The 19779-nt window shown below is 63.7% G+C and carries 18 protein-coding genes; 10 read left to right on the top strand and 8 right to left on the bottom strand.

Features of this window, described 5'->3' with window-relative positions; genetic code table 11:
- Nucleotides 1–110: 110 nt before the first annotated feature.
- The 10 genes from LQZ85_RS03625 (at nt 111) to LQZ85_RS03580 (ending at nt 12751) form a co-directional block, all read left to right on the top strand.
- Nucleotides 111–1148 carry a LacI family DNA-binding transcriptional regulator gene (locus tag LQZ85_RS03625; RefSeq protein ID WP_230100528.1) on the top strand — a complete coding sequence of 346 codons (1038 nt, stop codon included), beginning with the start codon at nt 111–113 and terminating at the stop codon, nt 1146–1148.
- A 367-nt stretch (nt 1149–1515) separates the two neighbouring features.
- Nucleotides 1516–2370: a sugar ABC transporter permease gene (locus tag LQZ85_RS03620; protein WP_230100502.1), complete on the top strand. Its 855-nt coding sequence runs from the start codon at nt 1516–1518 to the stop codon at nt 2368–2370.
- Between the two features lie 98 nt (nt 2371–2468).
- A complete protein-coding gene (locus LQZ85_RS03615; protein WP_230100527.1) occupies nt 2469–3263 on the top strand; it encodes a carbohydrate ABC transporter permease in 795 nt (264 codons plus the stop codon).
- On the top strand, nt 3260–3967 hold the full coding sequence (locus tag LQZ85_RS03610) for a hypothetical protein (RefSeq protein ID WP_230100501.1): 708 nt from the start codon (nt 3260–3262) through the stop codon (nt 3965–3967). The genes LQZ85_RS03615 and LQZ85_RS03610 overlap by 4 nt, the downstream gene beginning before the upstream one ends.
- 68 nt (nt 3968–4035) lie before the next feature.
- Nucleotides 4036–6072 carry a glycoside hydrolase family 36 protein gene (locus LQZ85_RS03605; RefSeq protein WP_230100500.1) on the top strand — a complete coding sequence of 679 codons (2037 nt, stop codon included), beginning with the start codon at nt 4036–4038 and terminating at the stop codon, nt 6070–6072.
- A complete protein-coding gene (locus tag LQZ85_RS03600; protein WP_355705768.1) occupies nt 6065–6964 on the top strand; it encodes a family 43 glycosylhydrolase in 900 nt (299 codons plus the stop codon). The genes LQZ85_RS03605 and LQZ85_RS03600 overlap by 8 nt, the downstream gene beginning before the upstream one ends.
- The gene (locus tag LQZ85_RS03595; RefSeq protein ID WP_355705766.1) at nt 6937–7929 is read left to right on the top strand and encodes a hydroxyacid dehydrogenase; all 993 of its coding nucleotides are present in this window, start codon (nt 6937–6939) and stop codon (nt 7927–7929) included. Before LQZ85_RS03600 ends, LQZ85_RS03595 begins: the two co-directional genes overlap by 28 nt.
- 27 nt (nt 7930–7956) lie before the next feature.
- A complete protein-coding gene (locus LQZ85_RS03590) occupies nt 7957–9618 on the top strand; it encodes a glycoside hydrolase family 43 protein (RefSeq protein ID WP_230100497.1) in 1662 nt (553 codons plus the stop codon).
- Nucleotides 9619–9633: 15 nt separating this feature from the next.
- Entirely contained in the window at nt 9634–11088 is a 1455-nt protein-coding gene (locus LQZ85_RS03585; RefSeq protein WP_230100496.1) for an ABC transporter substrate-binding protein, read from the top strand.
- Between the two features lie 109 nt (nt 11089–11197).
- Nucleotides 11198–12751: an alpha-N-arabinofuranosidase gene (locus tag LQZ85_RS03580; protein ID WP_230100495.1), complete on the top strand. Its 1554-nt coding sequence runs from the start codon at nt 11198–11200 to the stop codon at nt 12749–12751.
- A 336-nt stretch (nt 12752–13087) separates the two neighbouring features.
- On the opposite strand, the gene LQZ85_RS03575 is transcribed toward LQZ85_RS03580, so the two are convergent.
- From LQZ85_RS03575 to LQZ85_RS03540, 8 genes are all read right to left on the bottom strand, one after another.
- On the bottom strand, nt 13088–13444 hold the full coding sequence (locus LQZ85_RS03575) for a hypothetical protein (RefSeq protein ID WP_230100494.1): 357 nt from the start codon (nt 13442–13444) through the stop codon (nt 13088–13090).
- Nucleotides 13444–14019, bottom strand: coding sequence for a helix-turn-helix transcriptional regulator (locus LQZ85_RS03570; RefSeq protein WP_230100493.1), 576 nt, complete (start codon nt 14017–14019; stop codon nt 13444–13446). The genes LQZ85_RS03575 and LQZ85_RS03570 overlap by 1 nt, the downstream gene beginning before the upstream one ends.
- 117 nt (nt 14020–14136) lie before the next feature.
- Complete coding sequence (locus LQZ85_RS03565; protein WP_230100492.1) at nt 14137–14433, bottom strand: antitoxin VbhA family protein; 297 nt, start codon at nt 14431–14433, stop codon at nt 14137–14139.
- Nucleotides 14434–14444: 11 nt separating this feature from the next.
- Entirely contained in the window at nt 14445–14900 is a 456-nt protein-coding gene (locus LQZ85_RS03560; protein ID WP_290368287.1) for an SOS response-associated peptidase family protein, read from the bottom strand.
- A gap of 207 nt (nt 14901–15107) precedes the next feature.
- Complete coding sequence (locus LQZ85_RS03555) at nt 15108–16517, bottom strand: aldehyde dehydrogenase family protein (protein WP_230100490.1); 1410 nt, start codon at nt 16515–16517, stop codon at nt 15108–15110.
- Nucleotides 16514–17995, bottom strand: coding sequence for an APC family permease (locus LQZ85_RS03550; protein WP_230100489.1), 1482 nt, complete (start codon nt 17993–17995; stop codon nt 16514–16516). Before LQZ85_RS03550 ends, LQZ85_RS03555 begins: the two co-directional genes overlap by 4 nt.
- A gap of 40 nt (nt 17996–18035) precedes the next feature.
- Entirely contained in the window at nt 18036–19352 is a 1317-nt protein-coding gene (locus tag LQZ85_RS03545; RefSeq protein ID WP_290368286.1) for an NAD(P)/FAD-dependent oxidoreductase, read from the bottom strand.
- On the bottom strand, nt 19349–19687 hold the full coding sequence (locus LQZ85_RS03540; RefSeq protein WP_230100488.1) for a cupin domain-containing protein: 339 nt from the start codon (nt 19685–19687) through the stop codon (nt 19349–19351). Before LQZ85_RS03540 ends, LQZ85_RS03545 begins: the two co-directional genes overlap by 4 nt.
- Nucleotides 19688–19779 lie beyond the last annotated feature (92 nt).

The raw sequence follows: 19779 nt of genomic DNA, 5'->3' as shown, positions 1-19779 counted from the left end.
AGCGACGGTAGTGCACGTACGGGGTTGAATCAATAGGCACCGCACCGTTGGCGTCGTCCACCGACGCGCACCACGAGCGCAGAGTGGATATCGTTGTCTTGGGAGGACAGATGACTGAGCGGGCTAAACCCCCTACACTCGCCGACGTAGCACGTCTGGCTGATGTCTCCGTGCCCGCCGCCTCTCGGGCATTGAACGGTGGCGTCCGGGGAATGAAGAGCGGTTCACCCGAGATGCGCGCGCGTGTGGAGCAGGCCGCGCTCACACTGGGGTACTCCGTCAATCCTGCGGCGCAGACGATCAAGGGCGGACGTGCTCGAACCGCGGCCTTCATCGTCGCCGACATTGACGATTTCGGCTCGGCGACGATGATCGCCGGCGTCATGCACGCCGCGGAGGATCACGGCATGTCGGTCGCCGTTCGCACGACGAAGGACGACCCGCAGCGCGAGCTGCAGATCCTTGCTCAGCTGCGCGGCGAGCGGCATCGCGCGATCATCATGGCAACGAGCCGCACGACGGACCCCGCTCGCGAAGCGGCGGTCGGTGAACAACTGCAGATCCTGGCGGACCACGGCGCGCACATCGTCATCATCGGCGACAACGAACTGGGATTCCCGACCGTGACGGTCGACAACCATCGCGCCGCGCGTCTTCTCGCCGAAGGGCTCGCTCGCGCGGGCCGGAGGCGCTTCGCCGTTATCTCCGGCCCCGCGGTCGAGATCACAGCGCGCGACCGAGTACAGGGGTTCGTCGAAGGACTGGCCGAGTACGATATCCATGTTGATGAGCGCGACATCATCCATACCGAGTTCTCGCGCAATGGCGGCTATCAGGCGGTCAGCGAGATCGCGGACCGCCTGGGGGAGTTCGACGTAATCACGGCGATGAGCGACGCCATGGCAGTCGGGGCGATCGCCCGTCTGCGCGAACTCGATCTCACCGTCCCGCGCGACATGGAAGTCACCGGCTTCGACCATGTGCCCATGCTCGGCGACGTCCTCCAATCCTTCAGTACCGTCGAAGTGCCACTGGAGCGGTTCGGAGCAGAAGCGCTCGCCCTCGCCCTCGCCGAGGAACCCACGAAAGTCCTGATATCACTCGAGGCGACTCCCATCGTGCATGGCGAGCCTGCTCGCCTGCTCTAAGGTGTCACGCGTCGGAGATCGGTGTCTGCACTCACCGACTGGCAAACGTTGTCCAGTCTGTTATACACTCACGTGTGACCTGGGAACCGGCGTTTATCAAGGGAGATCGTATGTCCGAAACTCATAGATATGGGCGAGCTCACCGCTGCATCCCGGCAGTTCTGCCGGTCGAGCAGAGGAGCTGGCGGCGATGACAGATCAGAGCGCGTCGCAAGCGCAGACGCCGACGGTCAGTGCCGCCGTTCTCCTGACAGGCGAGAATCCGCTTCATGGGGCTCCGGACGGACGGCCGAACGACGTCGCACCGGCGCCTAGACGCAGTGGTCGAGGCAGACGCGCACGACGAAACAGAGGCGTCCGGTGGGCCATGCTCGGCTTCATCGCCCCTGCGCTCCTGATATACCTGCTGATGGTGATCGTCCCGTCCCTGCAATCGTTGCAGCTCAGTTTCACCAACTGGGACGGCATCAGCCCGGACTACGACTTCATCGGTGCCCGCAACTACGAGGACATTCTGACCAGCGGGCGATTCTGGAATGCGGCGAAGAACACGCTCATCCTCGGGCTCGGATCCGCCGTACTCATCAACGCTATCTCCCTCGCCGTCGCCCTCATGCTCGACAAACTCGGACACTGGCAGGGCTTCTTCCGAACGGCCGTCTACCTTCCCGCCCTCGTGAGCGGCTTCATCTTCGCCACCATCTGGAAGTATCTGCTCAACTACAATTTCGGCGCTGTGAACATGATGCTGCGCGACCTGGGTCTTCCAGAGTGGGCCCAGGACTGGCTCGGCAACAGCTCGATCGTGGTGTGGGTGATTCTCTTCATTACCTGTTTCACACTGGGCGGGAACACCACCCTGATCTACCTGGCGAACCTGCAGTCCGTTCCGCAGGAACTGCTCGAAGCGGCGCGTATCGACGGTGCGAACAGCCGGCAGGTGTTCCGCCACGTGACCTGGCCGATGCTCGCCGGCGCGGTCACGGTCAACATGACCCTCGCCCTGATCGCCGGCTGGACGATCTTCGACCAGGTCATGGTGCTGACAGCCGGAGGCCCTGGGTTCGTGAGCGAGACGATGGCGTTCTTCATCTACAAGGTCGGCTTCGGCGAGTACCGCGCCGGTTTCGGCAGTGCCGCCGCCATCGTCCTGTTCCTCGTGGTGATCGCGAGCACCGTCTTCGCGAACGCCTACATGCGCAAAAGAGAGATCCAAGCATGAGTACAGACACCGAATTGCTGACCGCCCCGAAAAAGCGGGCGCGGAGCGGCGCTCGCCCTCGCACAAAGAAGCGATGGACACGGGGTGAAGTCGTCGTGATGGTCGTGCTCGCCATTCTCGTGATCATCGTCGCAAGCCCCGTCATGTACGCGTTGCTGAATTCCTTCCGTTCGTACTCGGAGATCACCATCGATCCCATGGGCCTTCCCACCCAGTTCACGATCGACAACTACGTGCAGCTCTTCCAGCAGACCGACTATGGGGAGGCCTTACTCAACACGCTGATCATCACCGTCGTCACGGTGATCCTCCTTGTCGCCATCGTCCCGATGGCGGCGTACGGTATCGAACGCGTCGGGGGACGCACGTCGAGGTTCGTCTACATCCTCTTCATCGCCGGTCTCATGATCCCCTTCCAGGTACGCATGATCCCGCTGGTCAAGGGCTTCGATGATGTCGGGCTGTACAGCACGCTCACAAGCGTCATCCTCGTCCATCTCGGAGGATCGGCGAGCTTCGGAATCCTGCTGTACTGCAGTTTCATCAAAGGCATCCCCATCGAGGTGGAAGAGGCGGCGAACATGGACGGCGCCGGCCGACTTCGCACCTTCTGGTCGATCGTTTTTCCCATGCTGCTCCCCGTGACATCTGCGTTCGTCATCATCCAGGCACTCGGATTGTGGAACGACTTCTTCATCCCTCTTGTGTTCCTCGATTCATCCTCGGCCGGCACCATCAACGTCGCGATCAATCGGATGGTGGGACTGCTCACGTCGCAGTGGCAGCTGATCTACACGGGAGCGATTCTGGCGATCATCCCTGCCGTCGCGATCTTCGCGGCCTTCCAGCGGTACTTCATCAAGGGCATGTCGATCGGGGCGGTGAAAGGATGACCACTAGCACGGGACGTCTCCGCGCGCTCGTCGCGATGGACGGTCGAGTGGCTCACACGATGTCGGCGGTCTTCCAGTACTTCATCGTGTCGATCTCATTCCTCGGATGCTTCGCTCCCGCCGCGGTGTTCACCATCACCATCGGTTGGCAACCGACGCATCTGGCGATATGGGCGGCATCGGCTTCGCTGCTACCGCTCTTGCCGGCGACGTTCGCGCTCCTGTGCAGCACTCGGGTTCTGATCACCGATCCTGTCGATGCTCATGCGGGACGCGTGTTCTGGGTTGCGTTCATCCGCGGATGCCGTTCACTCGTATGGGCGGCTGCTGGCTTGAGCGCGATCGTCCTGGTGCTGAACTACGATCTGGCGCTCTTCCACGATTCGCACGCGATGCTGCTCTTCATCGCAGGAGCCGCTGCGGTCCTCGCGGTCCTCGTGATCGCCATCTGCGTGGTTGCTGCGGCCGAAACGGCGAATGGGGCGATCAGCACCCTCTCTCTCGCCATGCGGGCAGTGGCGAGGCGCCCCCACATCGCGCTCAGCTGGCTGCTGCTCATCGGCCTGGGAGCAGGTATCGCCTCCCTGCCCCTCATCGGTGCCCCTGTTGCGCTCTTCCTGCCTGCATTGCTGGGCGCGGCCATACACATCTGCAATGACGCTCTGCGTCTCCCAGTGATCGACGAGATGAGAACGACTCCATGACTGATATCCGTCCACTATCCGACCCGGCGCCGGACACGACGACTACTGATCATGACACGCTCAGGCAGGTGGCTGCCGTCGGCCCTTTCGAGTTGCGCTGGAGCGACGACACACCACTGGCGCTCGTCGCACCATCGTCGGCGTTCGTCGGACGAGAGAGCATCGGACTGGTCGAGGTGTTCACCGCAGCTCAGCAGCGTGCTCGCACCAGCCAGGCGTATCGGCGGTCCGAAGTCGGGGAGCGACTGCGCGTGCAGTCATCTCAGGTCGTGACGGATGCGATCGCCAGCTCGGCCATCGTGCTGCAACTGGATGCGGAAAGCGGTCTCGAGGTTCGCACGACCGTCACAGTGCCTTCTGACGTGAGCGTTGTCCGGATCGAGCACGAAATCCGAAATGCCGGACCAACGCCGGTCGTGTTGACGGCGCTCACATCGGCTGTCATCGGGGTGGGAGCAACCGCAGAAGATCTCGATCACGTCGTGTGGGGAACTGCGGCGAGCGAGTGGCTTGCCGAGAATCGCTGGCGCGAGGTGCGGATGCGAGAAGTGCTGCCCGCCATCTCACTCGGCCTGCACGGCCAGGACGGTCGCGGCCACGCTGCGTTGACAAGCCACGGAGCCTGGTCGAGTGGAGAGCATGTGCCCTGCGGGTATCTCGTCCGTGCCGACGGCGAAGCTCTCGCCTGGCAGATCGAAACCAGCGCAGGCTGGCATGTGGATATGAGCCAGACGCTCGACGGCGGAGTCCTCTCGCTCCTCGGGCCCGCTGACCTAGAGCATCACTTCGCTCATGAGCTGCTGCCCGGCGAGACCTTCACCTCCGTAGCCGTCGCCATGGCTGTATCCGCTGACGCCGTGGACGGCGCCATGGCACAGCTGACCCGATACCGGCGGTGGCTCCGCGGCGCAGCTCAGCGACAGGAACTGCCGGTCGTCTACAACGACTTCATGAACACGCTCATGGGGCAGCCGACCACCGAGAAGCTGCTTCCGCTCATCCGCCGGGCCGCCGACGCCGGCGCCGAGGTCTTCTGCATCGACGCCGGCTGGTTCGCCGATCCGACGATCGGCGACTGGTGGTCGACGGTCGGCGAATGGCGAGAGGCCCCATCACGGTTTTCCAACGGCGGTTTGAAGCGGGTGATAGACGAGATCCACGACTCCGGCATGATCCCGGGACTCTGGCTCGAACCCGAGGTCATCGGCATCGACAGCCCCGTCGCAGCATCGCTGCCCGATGCCGCTTTCTTCGTGCGCCACGGCACGCGCGTGCAGGAGGATCGCCGCTTTCACCTCGACTTCCGACACCCCGCCGCCCGCGCACACATCGACCAAGCCGTCGATCATCTCGTCGAGGAGTTCGGGATCCGATACCTCAAACTGGACTACAACATCAACCCCGGCGTCGGCACGGAGCACAACGCCACGGGCGCGGGTGACGGGTTGCTCGCACACACGCGCGCGTTCCGCGACTGGCTTCAGAAAGTGCAGGTGCGTCACCCCCGTCTGCTGATCGAGAATTGCAGCTCTGGAGCCATGCGGGCCGACTATTCGCTGCTCGCCGTGACGCACCTGCAATCCACGAGTGATCAGCAGGACTACCTGCTCTATCCGCCCATCGCGGCTTCCGCGCCCGCGTCCATCCTTCCTGAGCAGTGCGGCAACTGGGCATACCCGGCGCGTGAGATGACAGATGAGCAGACCGTGTTCTCGCTCGTGACAGGGTTGAGCGGTCGGTTGTACCTGTCCGGGTTCTTCGACGACCTGCGTCCCGACCAGCGAGCGCGCATATCCGAGGCGATTGCGCTGCACAAGGAACTACGGGCGGACCTGACCGGTACAGTGCCTTTCTGGCCGTTGGGCTTCCCCGAGTGGGACGCCGAAGTCGTCGGCCTCGGTTTGCGATCGAGCGATGCCGAACTGGTGTTCGTCTGGGATCGTAACGAGAAGCCCACGTCGATCTCACTGCCCGGAGTCGTTCAGGCAGACGTGCTCTTCCCCACAGAAGGGGAACCGTGGAACTTCCGTCCGACGGACGAGGGTCTTTCGGTCACGACGCCCGAGGGCGTCGGGGCACGTGTGCTGAGAGTGCACCGTGGCTGACCCCGGCGGGATCACACCTGGCCGCGTGTTCATCGATGACCGGGGGCGAACCGCGCAATTGCACGGAATCGGACTACTCCGCGTCGGCGACCGCTGGTTAGCGTGGGGCGAAGACAAGACGGCTGGCGATCGATTCACCGCCGTGGCGTGTTACTCATCGACCGACCTTGCGCGATGGCGGTACGAAGGCGATGCGCTCGTCCGAGGCAACGGCGACATCGGGGCGGACCGAATCGTGGAGCGTCCCAAGGTGCTGCAGCGGCCAGACGGGCGTTGGGTGATGTTCCTACATATCGATTCTGTGGACTACTCCGACGCCCGCGTCGGATACGCGATCGCGGACCGCCCGGAGGGGCCGTACAACTATCTCGGAAGCGAACGCCCCCTCGGCCATCTCAGCCGGGACATCGGGGTTTTCCAGGAGAACGGCGTGGGTTACCTCTTGTCGGAAGATCGGGACAACGGGCTGCACATCTACCGTCTGCGCGATGACTACCTCAGCGCACAGGCGATCATGTCGACCCTGCGTCAACAGGCGCATCCCGAGATCGGATACGAGTCGCCGGCGCTCGTCATGCACGAGGACCGGTACTACCTCTTCGGTTCTGATCTCACCGGTTGGAGCATGAACGACAACATGTGGACGAGTGCTCCCTCCCTCGAAGGCCCGTGGGACGACTGGCGGCCCATCGCCCCGCCCGGCGCGAACACCTTCGAATCGCAGGTGAGCGTCGTCGCTCCCGTCGGTGAAGGATTCGTCTACATCGGTGACCGCTGGAATCGCGATGATCTCAGCGAATCACCAGGGGTGTGGCTGCCCCTTCGAATCCGTGACGGCCGCGTGCGCCTGGAGTGGCGCGACGCATGGAATATCGAGGAGTTCGCACGATGAGAGCCGCACTGCTGATGAATCCCGCTCTGACCCCGTTCGTCTTCGGGCGGCACGAATGCCGCCGGCTGGAAGATCTCGTCGACATCGACTGCGCTGCTGCCTCGATGTCTCTCGACGGCATCTCGAATCCGGTCGACGTCGAGCTGCTCATCACCGGATGGGGTGTCCCTGAACTCGGACACGAGGTCCTCGACATGCTCACTTCACTTCGCGCCATCGTGCATTGGGGCGGTGGCGTCGGGTTCATCGATCCACGATTCTCGGCGCGCGGTGTGCGCGTTTCCTCGGCGCGCGCAGCGAACGCGGTCCCGGTAGCGGAGTTCACCATGGCGATGATCACCCTCGCCGCGAAGGACGCGTTGTGGGCTTCTCGCCGATACACCGCAGAGCAACGATTCATCGACCGCGAAGCGGAGATGCCGCGCACCGGGCTGTACGGGACGACCGTGGGGGTCGTCGGCGCCTCGGCGATTGGGTCGCTCGTAGTCGAAGAACTCGCCCGCCACGACGTGAGGGTACTGCTCTACGACCCGTTCACATCCGCGGACGCCGCGGCTCGCCTGGGAGCTGAAGCCGTCGATGACCTCACCGAACTCGCCGCGCGCAGCGACATCCTCTCGATTCATGCGCCGGAGATACCCTCCACGGTCGGGATGATCTCAGTGGCCGTGCTGGCGGCATTGCGGGACGGTGCGACACTGATCAATACAGCGCGAGGTGCGCTGGTCGATCAGCAAGGACTCGTGGCGGAACTTGAAGCAGGACGGCTGCGGGCGATTCTCGATGTGACCGACCCGGACGTGCTGCCGCCGGGGCACGCGCTTTACACGCTGCCCAACGTCTTCCTCACGCCGCACCTCGCAGGGTCCATGGGGAACGAGCTGAAGCGCCTTGGCCACGCGGCGTTGGCCGAGGTGGAGAGGTTCGTCGCCGGTACGCCTTTTGCGCATCCCATGAACGCCTGACCTCAAAAGCACCGGTATAAGCGAGATATGTCCCTGATCCAGAACCCTGTCCTTCGCGGATTCAATCCCGACCCGTCAATACTGCGGGTCGGCCGCGACTACTACATCGCCACGAGCACATTCGAGTACCACCCTGCCGTGCGCTTGCACCATTCCACAGATCTCGCCCATTGGCGCACGATCGGCCATGCGCTCGACGCCGGATTCGACCTGCGCGGCGTCCCGGATTCCGGCGGAGTGTGGGCGCCGAGCCTTTCCTACTCCGAGGGGCAATATTGGCTCGCGTACTCGATCGTCCGCTCTATGGACGGCGATGACAAAGATATCGACAACTATCTGGTGACGGCGGATTCGATAGCGGGTCCCTGGAGCGAGCCTGTGCATCTCGGTTCCCGGGGCTTCGACTTCTCGTTCTTCCATGACCTCGACGGCACTCACTGGATCGTTGGAGTGCAGTGGGATCAGAGGCCCGAGCATCCGTCATTCTCAGGACTGGTGCTGGAGCAATATCTGCCCGACGCGCGCCGTACAAGCGGTCAGGCGACGCGAATCTATTGCGAGGCCGGCCTTGTCGAGGGACCGAACCTGTACCGGGTCGGGGATTGGTACTACCTGCTGATCGCCGCTGGCGGAACCGGCTGGAACCACGGCATCACGATGGCCCGATCACGAGAGCTGACCGGTCCGTACGAACGCGACCCTCGAGAAGCCGTTCTGACGGCACGTCACTCGCCCGGCGACCCCTTGCAGAAGGTCGGACACGGCGAACTCGTGGAGACACCCGACGGTGAGTGGATGCTCGTTCATCTTGCCAGCCGGCCCACGCTCCATCTCGGGGAACGCTATTGCACTCTCGGTCGAGAGACCTGCCTGCAGCACGTTCGGTTCGAGGACGATGGATGGCTGCGCCCTGTGGGCGGGGGCGACCGGGCACGCGTCGAACTGACGCTGGGTGATCGGCCGGACGGACTCATCGCGGAGCCTCTGGAGAGGCGGTGGGTCGACGCCTTCGATGCCGGCGGCCTGGATTCGACCCGATGGTCGACACTGCGTGCAGCACCACGGATGCTGGACTTCACGGCGCGGCCCGGGTGGCTCCGGATGCGCGGAGGGCACTCGACATCGTCGGTATTCGACCAGACGATGATTCTCACCCGGGTTGAGGAGCACCACACGGAGTTCGAGATCGTCATGGATGCTGATCCAGCGACATCGCGCGAGGCGGCAGGTCTGGTCGCGTGGTACGACCGGTCGGGCTGGATCTGGTTGCAGGTCACCTTTGACAGGGAGAACGGCCGACATCTCCGTGTCGTTCAGCGGGTCGGTTCGTCCACAACGCGCTCAGATCCTGTTCCGGTGCCCGAAGGGTCTCTGAGATTGCGGGCGGTACTCGACGGGCCGTGGTTGCGATTCGCGTTCTCCCCGGCGACGGGCGGCCGAGTGCGCGAGGTTCAGACGGCATACCCGGCGTGGATGCTCTCTGACGACCACGGGCCGCGGCTGCGATTCACGGGGATGTTTCTGGGTGTGCGTGCCGAAGATCTCGACGGCCGTGGATGGACAGCGGACGTTCGACGGGCCGGTATGCGGACCTCATCGACACGCCTGCCTCAGGCCCGCGCTGTGGACGAGTCGAAAGGCCGTCACGAGGGGGATTCGGCGGCGGCCGTGGCAGTAACGAAAGCATAACGGATATCGCGCGCATTGCGCCGACGGGCCCGACCGGATAACGTTATCCGTACCCGGTCAGTCGTGAGCGGGCCTACAGCGATTCGCATGCTCAAAGGAGATGACATGACCGGAAAAGTGATCACCGGCCTCGTAACCGATCGAAAGAGGCTTACGCGTCTTGTGGCGCTTGGCGCAGCGATTGGGCTGGGTGCGACAGCACTCGCCGGTTGCGCACCGCAGGACGGCTCAGGCGACTCGGGTGGTTCGGGAGAGCGTACGAGCATCCGTGTGATGTACGCCACGGGCGATGAGACGTGGAACAACACCGTCGATGCCGTCGTCGACGCGTTCAATGCTCAGTCGGATTCCACGGTCGTTCAGCTGGACCCCATGCCGCCTGGTGCGGACTACGCCACAACCGTTCGCACCATGGACGCCACCGGCAACTGGCCGGCGGTGATCGACATGCGAGACACCGCCACTTATATCAATGCAGGCAAGCTGGCGCCGATCCCCGAGGAGGTCACCGACCTCCTCGCCGCCGATGCGTTCGCTCCGACCGAAGACGGCAATGTGTACATCAGCCCGACCACCGGGATGATGGGCGAGATCGGCTTCAACATCGTCTACAACAAGGACTACTTCGAAGAGCATGCCCTCGAAGAACCCGCGACTTACGATGAGTTCATCAAACTGATGGATGACATCAAAGCCAACGGCGACGCGCCGTTGGCGATCGCCGCGGCACAACCGGGATCGACAGACCTGCTCTTCAAGCCATTGGCGGGGCCGATCAACGCGTCGTACGAAGACGGGTTCTGGAATGCGGTCGCCAGCGGCGAGGCCACGATGGAGGAGCTGCGTGAGCCTCTGGAGCGGACGAAGCACATCACCGACAACTATGCGCTCGAGGGTTGGGCGTCCACTGACGATCCTCAGCTGACCACGCTCCTGGTGAACGACCAGGCGGTGATGATCACCTCCGCATCCGGTCTTGGGCGTCTGCGTGACATCAACACGGTCGACCCCGAGTTCAACGCAGGCATGTTCATCATCCCTGCCGACGACGGCACGGTTCATGTCCTGCGCAATCCACTGACGGGTGACACCGATTCCGGCTGGGCCATCTCCGAGCAGGCGCATCAGGACGAAGCTCAGTATGCGGCCGCCATCGAGTTCCTGGAGTTCTACTACTCTCTCGACACGGCAAACCTCATCGAGAAGTCCGGCACCATCGCGCCCAACATCAGCGAGGTGGACAAGATCACACGCAACACGTCCATCCCGGGTGCCAAAGACTATTTCGCGTTGTTGGAGAACCCGAAGCTCGAGTGGTACGAGAACCCCACGAACTGGTCGACCTTCTCGACGTTCAACAGTTTCTTCCGTCAGTCGCGGGTCGAGATGATGACCGGACAGACGACGATCGATGAGCTCATCGTCAAGATCCAGGAGAACTTCGACTCCGTGATCGAAGACGAAGGTTAGAAGCCCAGCGTCCACCTCACCGCCCGACGTGGAGGCGGGAACGGCGTTCCGGCGCCAGTCCCCGCCTCCACGTCGCGTGATGCCCAGCCTCGTCAGACCCGGAGATCCCATGCACACCGTTCACGCCACCGTCGATCCCCGCTTTGTTGTCGGTCCCGTACGCCGCGAACTCTTCGGAGGGTTCGTCGAGCACCTCGGACGACACATTTACGACGGAATCTTCGAGCCGACCCACCAGACCGCGGACGAGCAAGGGTTCCGGACCGACGTGATCGATCTGGTGAAGGAACTCGGTGTTTCGACGATCCGCTATCCGGGCGGAAACTTCGTCTCCGGATTCAGGTGGGAGGACTCGGTCGGACCCGTCACCGAACGACCACGACGCCTCAACCTGGCTTGGCACGCCACCGAGACGAACGAGATCGGCTTGCATGAGTTCTCCGACTGGCTCGAGAAGGTCGGCAGCGAGCTCATGATGGCCGTCAACCTCGGTACCAGAGGTCCACTCGAAGCGCTCGACCTTCTCGAATACTCGAACATCCCCAGTGGTACGCGCCTCGCGGAGGAACGGATCGCCAACGGCCGCGCCGAACCGTTCAACGTGCGCACGTGGTGCCTGGGCAACGAGATGGATGGTCCGTGGCAACTCGGACACCGCAGCGCGGACGACTACGGCAGACTCGCCTCCCAAGCAGCCAAAGGTATGCGTCAACTGGATCCCGACCTCACCCTCGTCGTATGCGGATCCTCCAGCGCGCAGATCCCGACGTTCGGTGAATGGGAGCGGGTCGTCCTTTCTCACACCTACGACGACATCGATCTCATCTCTTGCCATGCCTATTACGAGGAACTCGACGGAGACCTCGGCAGTTTCCTGGCCTCCGCAGCGGACATGGATCGCTTCATCGAAACCGTGGTCGCAACCGCAGACCATGTGGGCGCCGTGCGCCGATCGAAGAAACGCATCGACATCTCGTTCGATGAGTGGAACGTCTGGTACATCCAGCGATATCACGCGATGGAACAGATATCCGGCCTGGACAACTGGCCGGTCGCACCGCGCCTCCTCGAGGACACGTACTCGGTCGCGGATGCGGTGGTGGTGGGGAGCCTTCTGATGACGCTCCTGAAGCACTCCGATCGAGTCGCCAGCGCCTCGCTGGCGCAACTCGTCAACGTCATCGCCCCCATCATGACGCAGCCCGGCGGACCGGCGTGGCGGCAGACGACGTTCTTCCCCTTCTCGCTCACATCGCGTCTCGCCCAGGGGTACGCTCTCCGTGTCGCGTACGAGTCGCCCACCTACTTCACCGAACGCCACGGAGACGTCGCACTCGTAGACATCACCGCGACGCACGATGCTGCCGCGAGGCGAAGCACCATCTTCCTCGTCAACCGCAGCCAGACGGACACGGTCACGTGCTCGGTCGACGTCTCGGCTTTCGGCGAGACGACCATCGCGGAAGCTCACACGCTGAGCGATGCAGATGTCTATGCGGCGAACACGCTCGAGGATCCAGGACGTGTGACAACACAGGCCAACAGCTCGGCAATGATCAGTGACGGATTCTTGACCGTCGAGCTTCCGCCTGTCTCATGGACAGTCCTGGCGCTGGGAATCTCCGACTCACGACGGGGCGCCACACCCAACTCGCTCAACTAGATCGAGCGTGCGCGGATATCTCCATGGAGGATGAGTGACCCTGTATCGGGAGCGCCTATTAGAAAGCAGACTTCAATCTGTTCTCGGCATTCCGGGTCAGCGAACGGACCCGCCCAATCGGGGAGCGACACCGACGCTGCACGATTTGGCGAGTCATGCAGGGGCAGCGTCCTTTTAACTAAAGGCGGAGCCCAGATGTGTCCGCTGACGACTCCACCCTGAGTGAAACGGCTCGCCCCCCTCGGAGTCTACGATCAACAGGTTCAAGCAGCAATTGACCTTCTATTCGACACGAAGAACCACCTCTGCGAGAAGATCGGCCGCGACCGCCCGCAGCTATAATGCCTCACCCAAGACATCCACGCTGTCGCGGTCGTAGATCGTCTCCCACTCGACGGGCCGCCGCCCGAACGTGGGCACCGAGTCTGCGTTCTCCACCGCGAAGTTGAACCAGCCGGCGCTCCATCCTCGTCGATCCGCCACACGCTCGGCTGCGGCGAGGACGGCGTCATCGCTTCCGGGGTGAATGTGAAGAGAGTCGAGGTCTCCAGTGGCGCGCCGGTCGAAGTACCTGATGACGAGCGCGGCACCGCCGACGAGGCGTATGCCCGCGACTTCACCGGCCGCGTGGAGTTCACCGACGAGGTCACGGAGGCCGGAGATGATGTCGTCGCGATCAAGCGAGTCGCCCATCAGACGCTCGCCAGAGTGTCTCGCCAGACAAGGACGCCACGCTCAAGGAACTCGGCGGGGACATCCTCGGGTGCCGGGATCGGGTCCGCAGGATCGACGTCCAGAGTTCGAGGCGCCCGGAGCTGTCTGTTCGGAGCGTCAACCCATGCGGGAGAGGGGAGTCCCTCCTCGCTGAGGCGAAGATCCACGAGCGCTGCAAGGGCCGCATCCCACACGCGGTCACCAGTCGGCTCCGGCTCGGCGAGGCCGAGGACCCCGCGCACAAGGCCGTGTTCGGAGTTGAGGTTGTCACTCAACTGGATGAGCTCGCGAAGAGCACTGTACTTGTCGCCCGCACGCAGGTACCTACGGATCGCTGCGGCGATGGTCGCCGCGTCGTCCCGCCGCGTGGGTGCGGAATACAGTCGGTGGCCGGTGCCGCTGAGGAAGCGCTCGATGGTGCTGAACTCGGCCTCGCGACCGCTTTCGAATCGCGACACTCGGCCCTGGTCGACGTTGGTCCGTTGGGCGAGATCCTTCTGTGTGAGGCCGCGGCTCTTTCGAGCGGCGCGCAAGAGAACTGATGCGTTCGTCATGTCGCCTCCTCTCAGAAATGTTTTCAGAGCCATATTCTATCGGGATTCGAGGCCGAGGGGGACCGACGCGGTGGCGCGGCATCCTGAGAGATCTGGCGACCCGAGGGACGCCCAGGCTTATGACCCCGCGCTTGCGCGTCGCTTCGCCTGCTCGATCAGCTCCTCGATTGCCACGTCTCCGTCGACGTATGACTGGACTCGGTCCAGGACTGCAGGATCCGGCTCCAGCCCAGCAAGGGACGAGCTCGCGATCGTGTCGTCGACGAGATCATGTCGCCGGATGAACTCGAGAGTCTCTTCGGTCGTGAAGGTCTTACCTCCGCGCTCCGCGAGAGCTTTGATCCGAAGCTCCTCCATGCCCTCTCGGATCTCCTGGAGACGTGCGAGACGGGCCTGCTCTTCTGGTTCGGTCACGATGTCTCCGTTCAGGCGACCGGCTCCAGCAGAGTCGGGTCAGTGGGGTCGACGGTGCGGCTATTGCTGACCTTGCGGTCGACGATGTGTTCGCGGATCGTAGAGGCGACGTCGCTCGAGGTGTGCTCCAGCATCGCCAACGTCTCCGTCTTCCGGTCACCAATGAGCTTCTCCGGTGTGAGCCAGGCATCCCAGGTGTCGGGCGTCAGGAACGCGGGCATCCGGTCGTGCACCTCGCCGCTGGCGTCGCGTGCTTCGCGGGTGATGACGACGAAGCAGCGCGACTTCTCGCCGTTCGGCAGTTCCATCGACCAGGTGAGGCCGGCGGCCGAGAGCAGTCCGTCGCCGTGCAGGAAGTGTGGCGTTTTCGGGGTCTTGTCGCCCGTCCACTCGAAGTAGCCGCGCATGGGAACGATGCACCTCGCTGCAGAGAAGGCGGGTGCCCAGAAGCCCTGTGCGAGCTTCACCGAACTAAGAGGACGCCTGCCGAAAACGATCGTTTTCGGTTGATGTTGTGTCCGTGCGATGGGCGGGGAGTCTTGCTTTGAGGGAGTAGCTGCTACCTAGTGCATCGCTCACGTGCCTCTAGGGAGCCGTCGGCTGCCCAGTCGTGGCGTGCGCCGGCGCTCACACGCCGCGACTTGGCTCGCCCTCGGCGAGGGATGGCTGCGTTGTTATCGTGAGATGACTTTTGGTGCTGCGACGGCTTTGAGGCCTGCGACGCCGAACTCCTGGCCATACCCGGACTGCTTGGTTCCTCCGAACGGTACCTGGGGGTTGAGTGCGCCATGCTGATTGATCCACACGGTCCCTGCCTGGAGGCGAGCGGCTACGTCCACGGCCGCGTCGATGTCGTCCGACCAGACGGAAGCGCCGAGGCCCTGAGTGGAGCTGTTCGCCCTCGCGATGGCGTCGTCGACATCGGAGTAGCGGAGCACAGGGATCGCCGGGCCGAACTGCTCTTCGGCGACGAGTGAGGCGTCGTCCGCGATATCGGCGACGACTGTGGCCCGGTAGAAGAGCGGGCCGAGCTCCTCGGCGGGTGCACCTCCCGTGACGACCCTCGCGCCGGCGGATCGTGCTTCATCCACGAGGCGGCTCACGATGTCGAACTGCTTCTCGTTCTGCAGAGGTCCGAGCACGTTTCCCTCCTCGAGTCCCGGTCCCATCGGCATCGTCGAGGCGAGACCGGCGAGGGTGTCGACGACCGATTCGTAGACGGAGTCGTGCACGTAGAGTCGCTTGAGCGACGCGCATGTCTGGCCCGTGTTGATGAAGATGCCCCAGAAGAGGTCCTGGGCGATCTTCGACACGTCGGTGCCCGGAAGTACGATGCCCGCATCGTTGCCGCCGAGTTCCAGCGTGAGGCGGGCGAGGTTCTGCGCGGAGGACTCGATGATCTTCCTCCCCGTCGCGGTCGAGCCCGTGAACATGATCTTGTCGAGACCCGGATGCTTCGCGATCGCGGCACCGACCTCGCGGTCTCCCACGACCACCGACAGGACTCCTTCGGGGAGATTCGCGTTAAACACCTCGACGAGAGCGAGCACCGACAGTGGCGTGTACTCGCTGGGCTTCACGACCACGGTGTTGCCCATCCGCAGCGATGGTGCGATTTGCCAGACCGAGATCATGATCGGCCAGTTCCATGGACCGATCGCTCCGACCACGCCGAGCGGGTCGTAGTGCACCTCCGCGCGGGACGCGTCGTTCTCGAACACGACCTCGGGTTCGAGAACGGTGTCGGCGGCGCTTCTTGTCCAGACGGCTGCGGCGCCGATCTCGAATCTGGCGTTGGGTCCGTCCAACGGCTTGCCCTGTTCGCGGGAGAGGATCACCGCGAGTTCTTCGGCGCGAGCTTCGATGTCGTCAGCGATTCGATGGAGGATCCGGCTACGCTCCTGGTGGCCGAGAGCAGCCCAGGCCGGTTGAGCCTTCCTGGCCGCACTCACGGCCGAATCGAGGTCGGCCAGCCCGTGTACGGGCGCGTATCCGATCGTCTCACGGGTTGCCGCGTCCGGGATTGCTCGCCCGTCGCGCTCGGGGACCGTGATGGCGTCGAGAAGTGTGGTCGCGGTGGTCATGATGTCTCCTTGTCGAATGAGGGCGATGTTGCATCGGCTGAGCGGCCGCGCTCGCTGGCGAACCCGCCCGCGAACGCGACCGGCACCACCGCGAGCAGGACGGCGGCGGTCGCCACCTCACCGCCGATGAGAGAGGTGAAGTTCGTCACGACGAGCGTCAGAACACCGAGCAACAACACGCCTGCAACAGCGGGCGCGATCCGTGTCTGCCACAATCCACCCCCCGGGTTTCTCACTGAATAGGCGATCACGGCGACAGAGCAGAGAACGTAGAGCGTGATGAGGGCGGCGACGGCGAGTCCGCTGAACCAGGAGAAGAGGGTGAGCACAGGATCGAGACTGAGGACGGCGAACGGCATGATCAGCAGCACTGCCAGGATCGACTGCACCCACGCGGCAGCGTGCGGCGCGCTCTGGCGGTTCGTGCGTGCGAGCGCGTAAGGCAGAGAGCGCTGGGTCGCCAGCGCGTGAATGTACCGGTTGATCCCATTGTGGAAGGCCAGGATGCCCGCGAAAAGAGAGGTGACGAGGAGAACACCGGCCACAGGGCCGGACCAGGAGCCGAGAATTCCGACGAGCGCGTTGAAGACGAACACGGTCGAGTCACCGGAGACGACTGCTGCCTCTGCGGCGGCAACCGCGGCGTCCGCACCGTAGAACGAGATGAACATCCACGATACGAAGGAGAAGAACAGTGCGATAACGCCGACCGAGAGGTAGGTCGCACGGGCGACGGTGCGGCGAGGATCCTTCGCTTCGCCAGAGTAGATCGCCGTGGATTCGAAGCCGAACATGGAGGCGACGGCGAACATGAGGGCGACGCCCGGCGCGCCGGACATGACCGCCGCCGGCGAGAAGCTCGAGGCCACATCGATCGATCCCTCGGGGCCGCCGCCCATGATGAGCGTGCCCACAGCGAAGGCGAGCAGGATCGCCACCTCCAGGCCGACCAGCACGGCAAGGACCCGTGCGCCCAGTTCGATGTTCAGCGAGCCCAGTACCTGCACGAGAACGATGGTGACGATCACCGGGATCCACCAGGGCACGACGATGCCAATTGTGGCGAGGAGACCGCTGAAGCTCGCTCCGTACAGGCCGTACATCGCCGCCTGGACAGTCGCGTAGGCGACGACCGCGAGCCAGGCTGAACCCGTGCCCGTCTTCCGCCCCAGTCCGGCGGACACGTATGCATAGAAGGCACCTTTGCCGTCGATCCGACGTGACATGGCGATGAACCCGACGGCGAAAATGACGATGATGATGCCGATGAGCAGGTACGCGCCGGGCGCGCCCGCCCCGTTGCCGAGCAGGATCGTCAGCGGCAAGGCACCGGCGATGCCAGTGAGCGGGGCTTGAGCAGAGAGGACGAAGAAGAGTATCCCGAGTACCCCGACCGCCCCCTTGCGAAGCGATGTGCGGTCGTCGGTATCGCCTCGCTCAGCGGGGGCCACCCGGCTGGCTTCGTTTTTTGTGGACATGATGATCACCTTTGATCTCTTGTAGTTGGGTATTGCCGAATCAGGCGGCCACTGGGCGGGATGCCGTGAGAACGCCGTGAGCTGCTTTCAAGCCGCTCTCGATCGCTCCGTCGATGAAACCGCCCCATCCGTCGGCGATGTCTGATCCGGCGAGTCGAATCCGTCCGAGCGGCTGTTGCAGCGCTGGCAGGGAGCCCGAGAGGTAACCGGTTCGGTGCATCGGCCAGGTTTCCTTGGAGAATTCATCTCCGACCCAGTCGTGGCCGACACTGGCGGTGACGCGCAGGTCCGGTACGAGGCGGTTCAGCACCCGCTGAACGGCCTCTGGGTCATTGGGGTCGAGGGCCGAGGCATCGGGGCCGAACCCGATGACATAGGTGAGTCCGTCCCGCACGTACTCGGACTGGAAGAAATTCAGCGGCCAGTCGGAGCCGCCGAGTGCGACGAAGGGGCGATGCTCACCCTCGACGGTGAACCACGCCTTGACTCCGAGGCCGAGCTGGCCGCGGTCGGCTGCCATGCTCACCGGTTGGGGGAGAGCCGGCTCGAAGTGGATGCGGCTCAGGGTCTGCAGCGGCACCGTAAGGATCACATCCCGCGCCGAGTAATCCGTCCCGTCGACCGTCGTCACGACAGCGGAAGACTGGTCCTGCGTGATGTCGCGGACGTCGGCGCCGAAGACGAAGTCCGCAGGAGTGTCCTGGAGGATCGCCTCAGCAAGAGCGCGGGTGCCTCCCGCGATCTTGTAGGTCGCGCACGCTTCGAAGTTGACCTTCCAGTCGCCGTTGGTCAGTGAAACCCACCGCAACGCCTGTGTGAAGGCGGCATCTGCGATATTCCCATTGAAGTTGAGCGTCCAAAAGGACTCGAGCAATGCACGTCGCTCCGCGCTTATCGGTAGTGCCGCGATCTCGTCGGCGAGCGAGCGGGAGTCAGCTTCCCCGACCGATGTGCTCAAGGGGCGGAAGGGCTGGGGGAAGACCTCTCGTGAGCTGGCGGTGAGGACCTGGTTGGGCTCGTCGAGTAATTCGAGCAGCTCGTCTGCCGAGCCTGCTGCAAGCTTGGAGCCGTCCCACCAGTAGGCGTTCTCGGGCACGGGGCTGGGAGCGAGGCCGATGCCGTAGCGGCTCAGCTCGGCCCAGACATGAGGCTGTGTCCAATGCACCCACGTTCCACCGAGTTCCAGCTCCATGCCGAGGCGGCGGTCGAGCCAGGTGCGACCTCCGATGCGATCCCGCGCTTCCAGGACCAGCACCGATTGTCCGCCGCGGGACAACTCGCGGGCCGCCGTGAGCCCTGCGAAACCTGCCCCCACCACAATGGTGTCGTATGACTGTGCCATATCGGTGTCGCTCACGAGTACACAAAAAACTCGACGGTCGGCTCGAGCACGGTCCATGTCGCCGATACGCCCTTGTTCATCGATGCGCATCCACCGGCCGCGACCTCGAATGCCTCTGAGCCCTCGGGCTCGATCCGCACTCGTCCTTCGACGATGTAGATGGTCTCGTCGGCGTGAGCCTCGACCACCATCGGTCCGGGCGTCTGGTCCGGTGTGATGAACCAGTAACCGGCGGCGAGTTCCTCGCGTCCGCCCTCCCCGGGACGGCGCACCCACTGCACCTCGCCGACTTCGAAGGGCTCGCTCTTCGTGCGGTTCTGCGTACCGGCGGTGATGAACTGATCAGGCATCTGTGTCCTCCTCGACGAGCCTCGCGCTACTTTGCGCACTCGCTCAGACTAAGCAATTGCTTAGTTCAGCGCAAGAGCGCATTTTTTAGGGT

This window comes from Microbacterium sp. Bi98, from assembly GCF_918698045.1.
Taxonomy (GTDB): Bacteria; Actinomycetota; Actinomycetes; order Actinomycetales; family Microbacteriaceae; genus Microbacterium.
The sequence above is the reverse complement of the archived record's forward strand: the minus strand, read 5'-3'. Positions and strand labels throughout refer to the sequence as shown.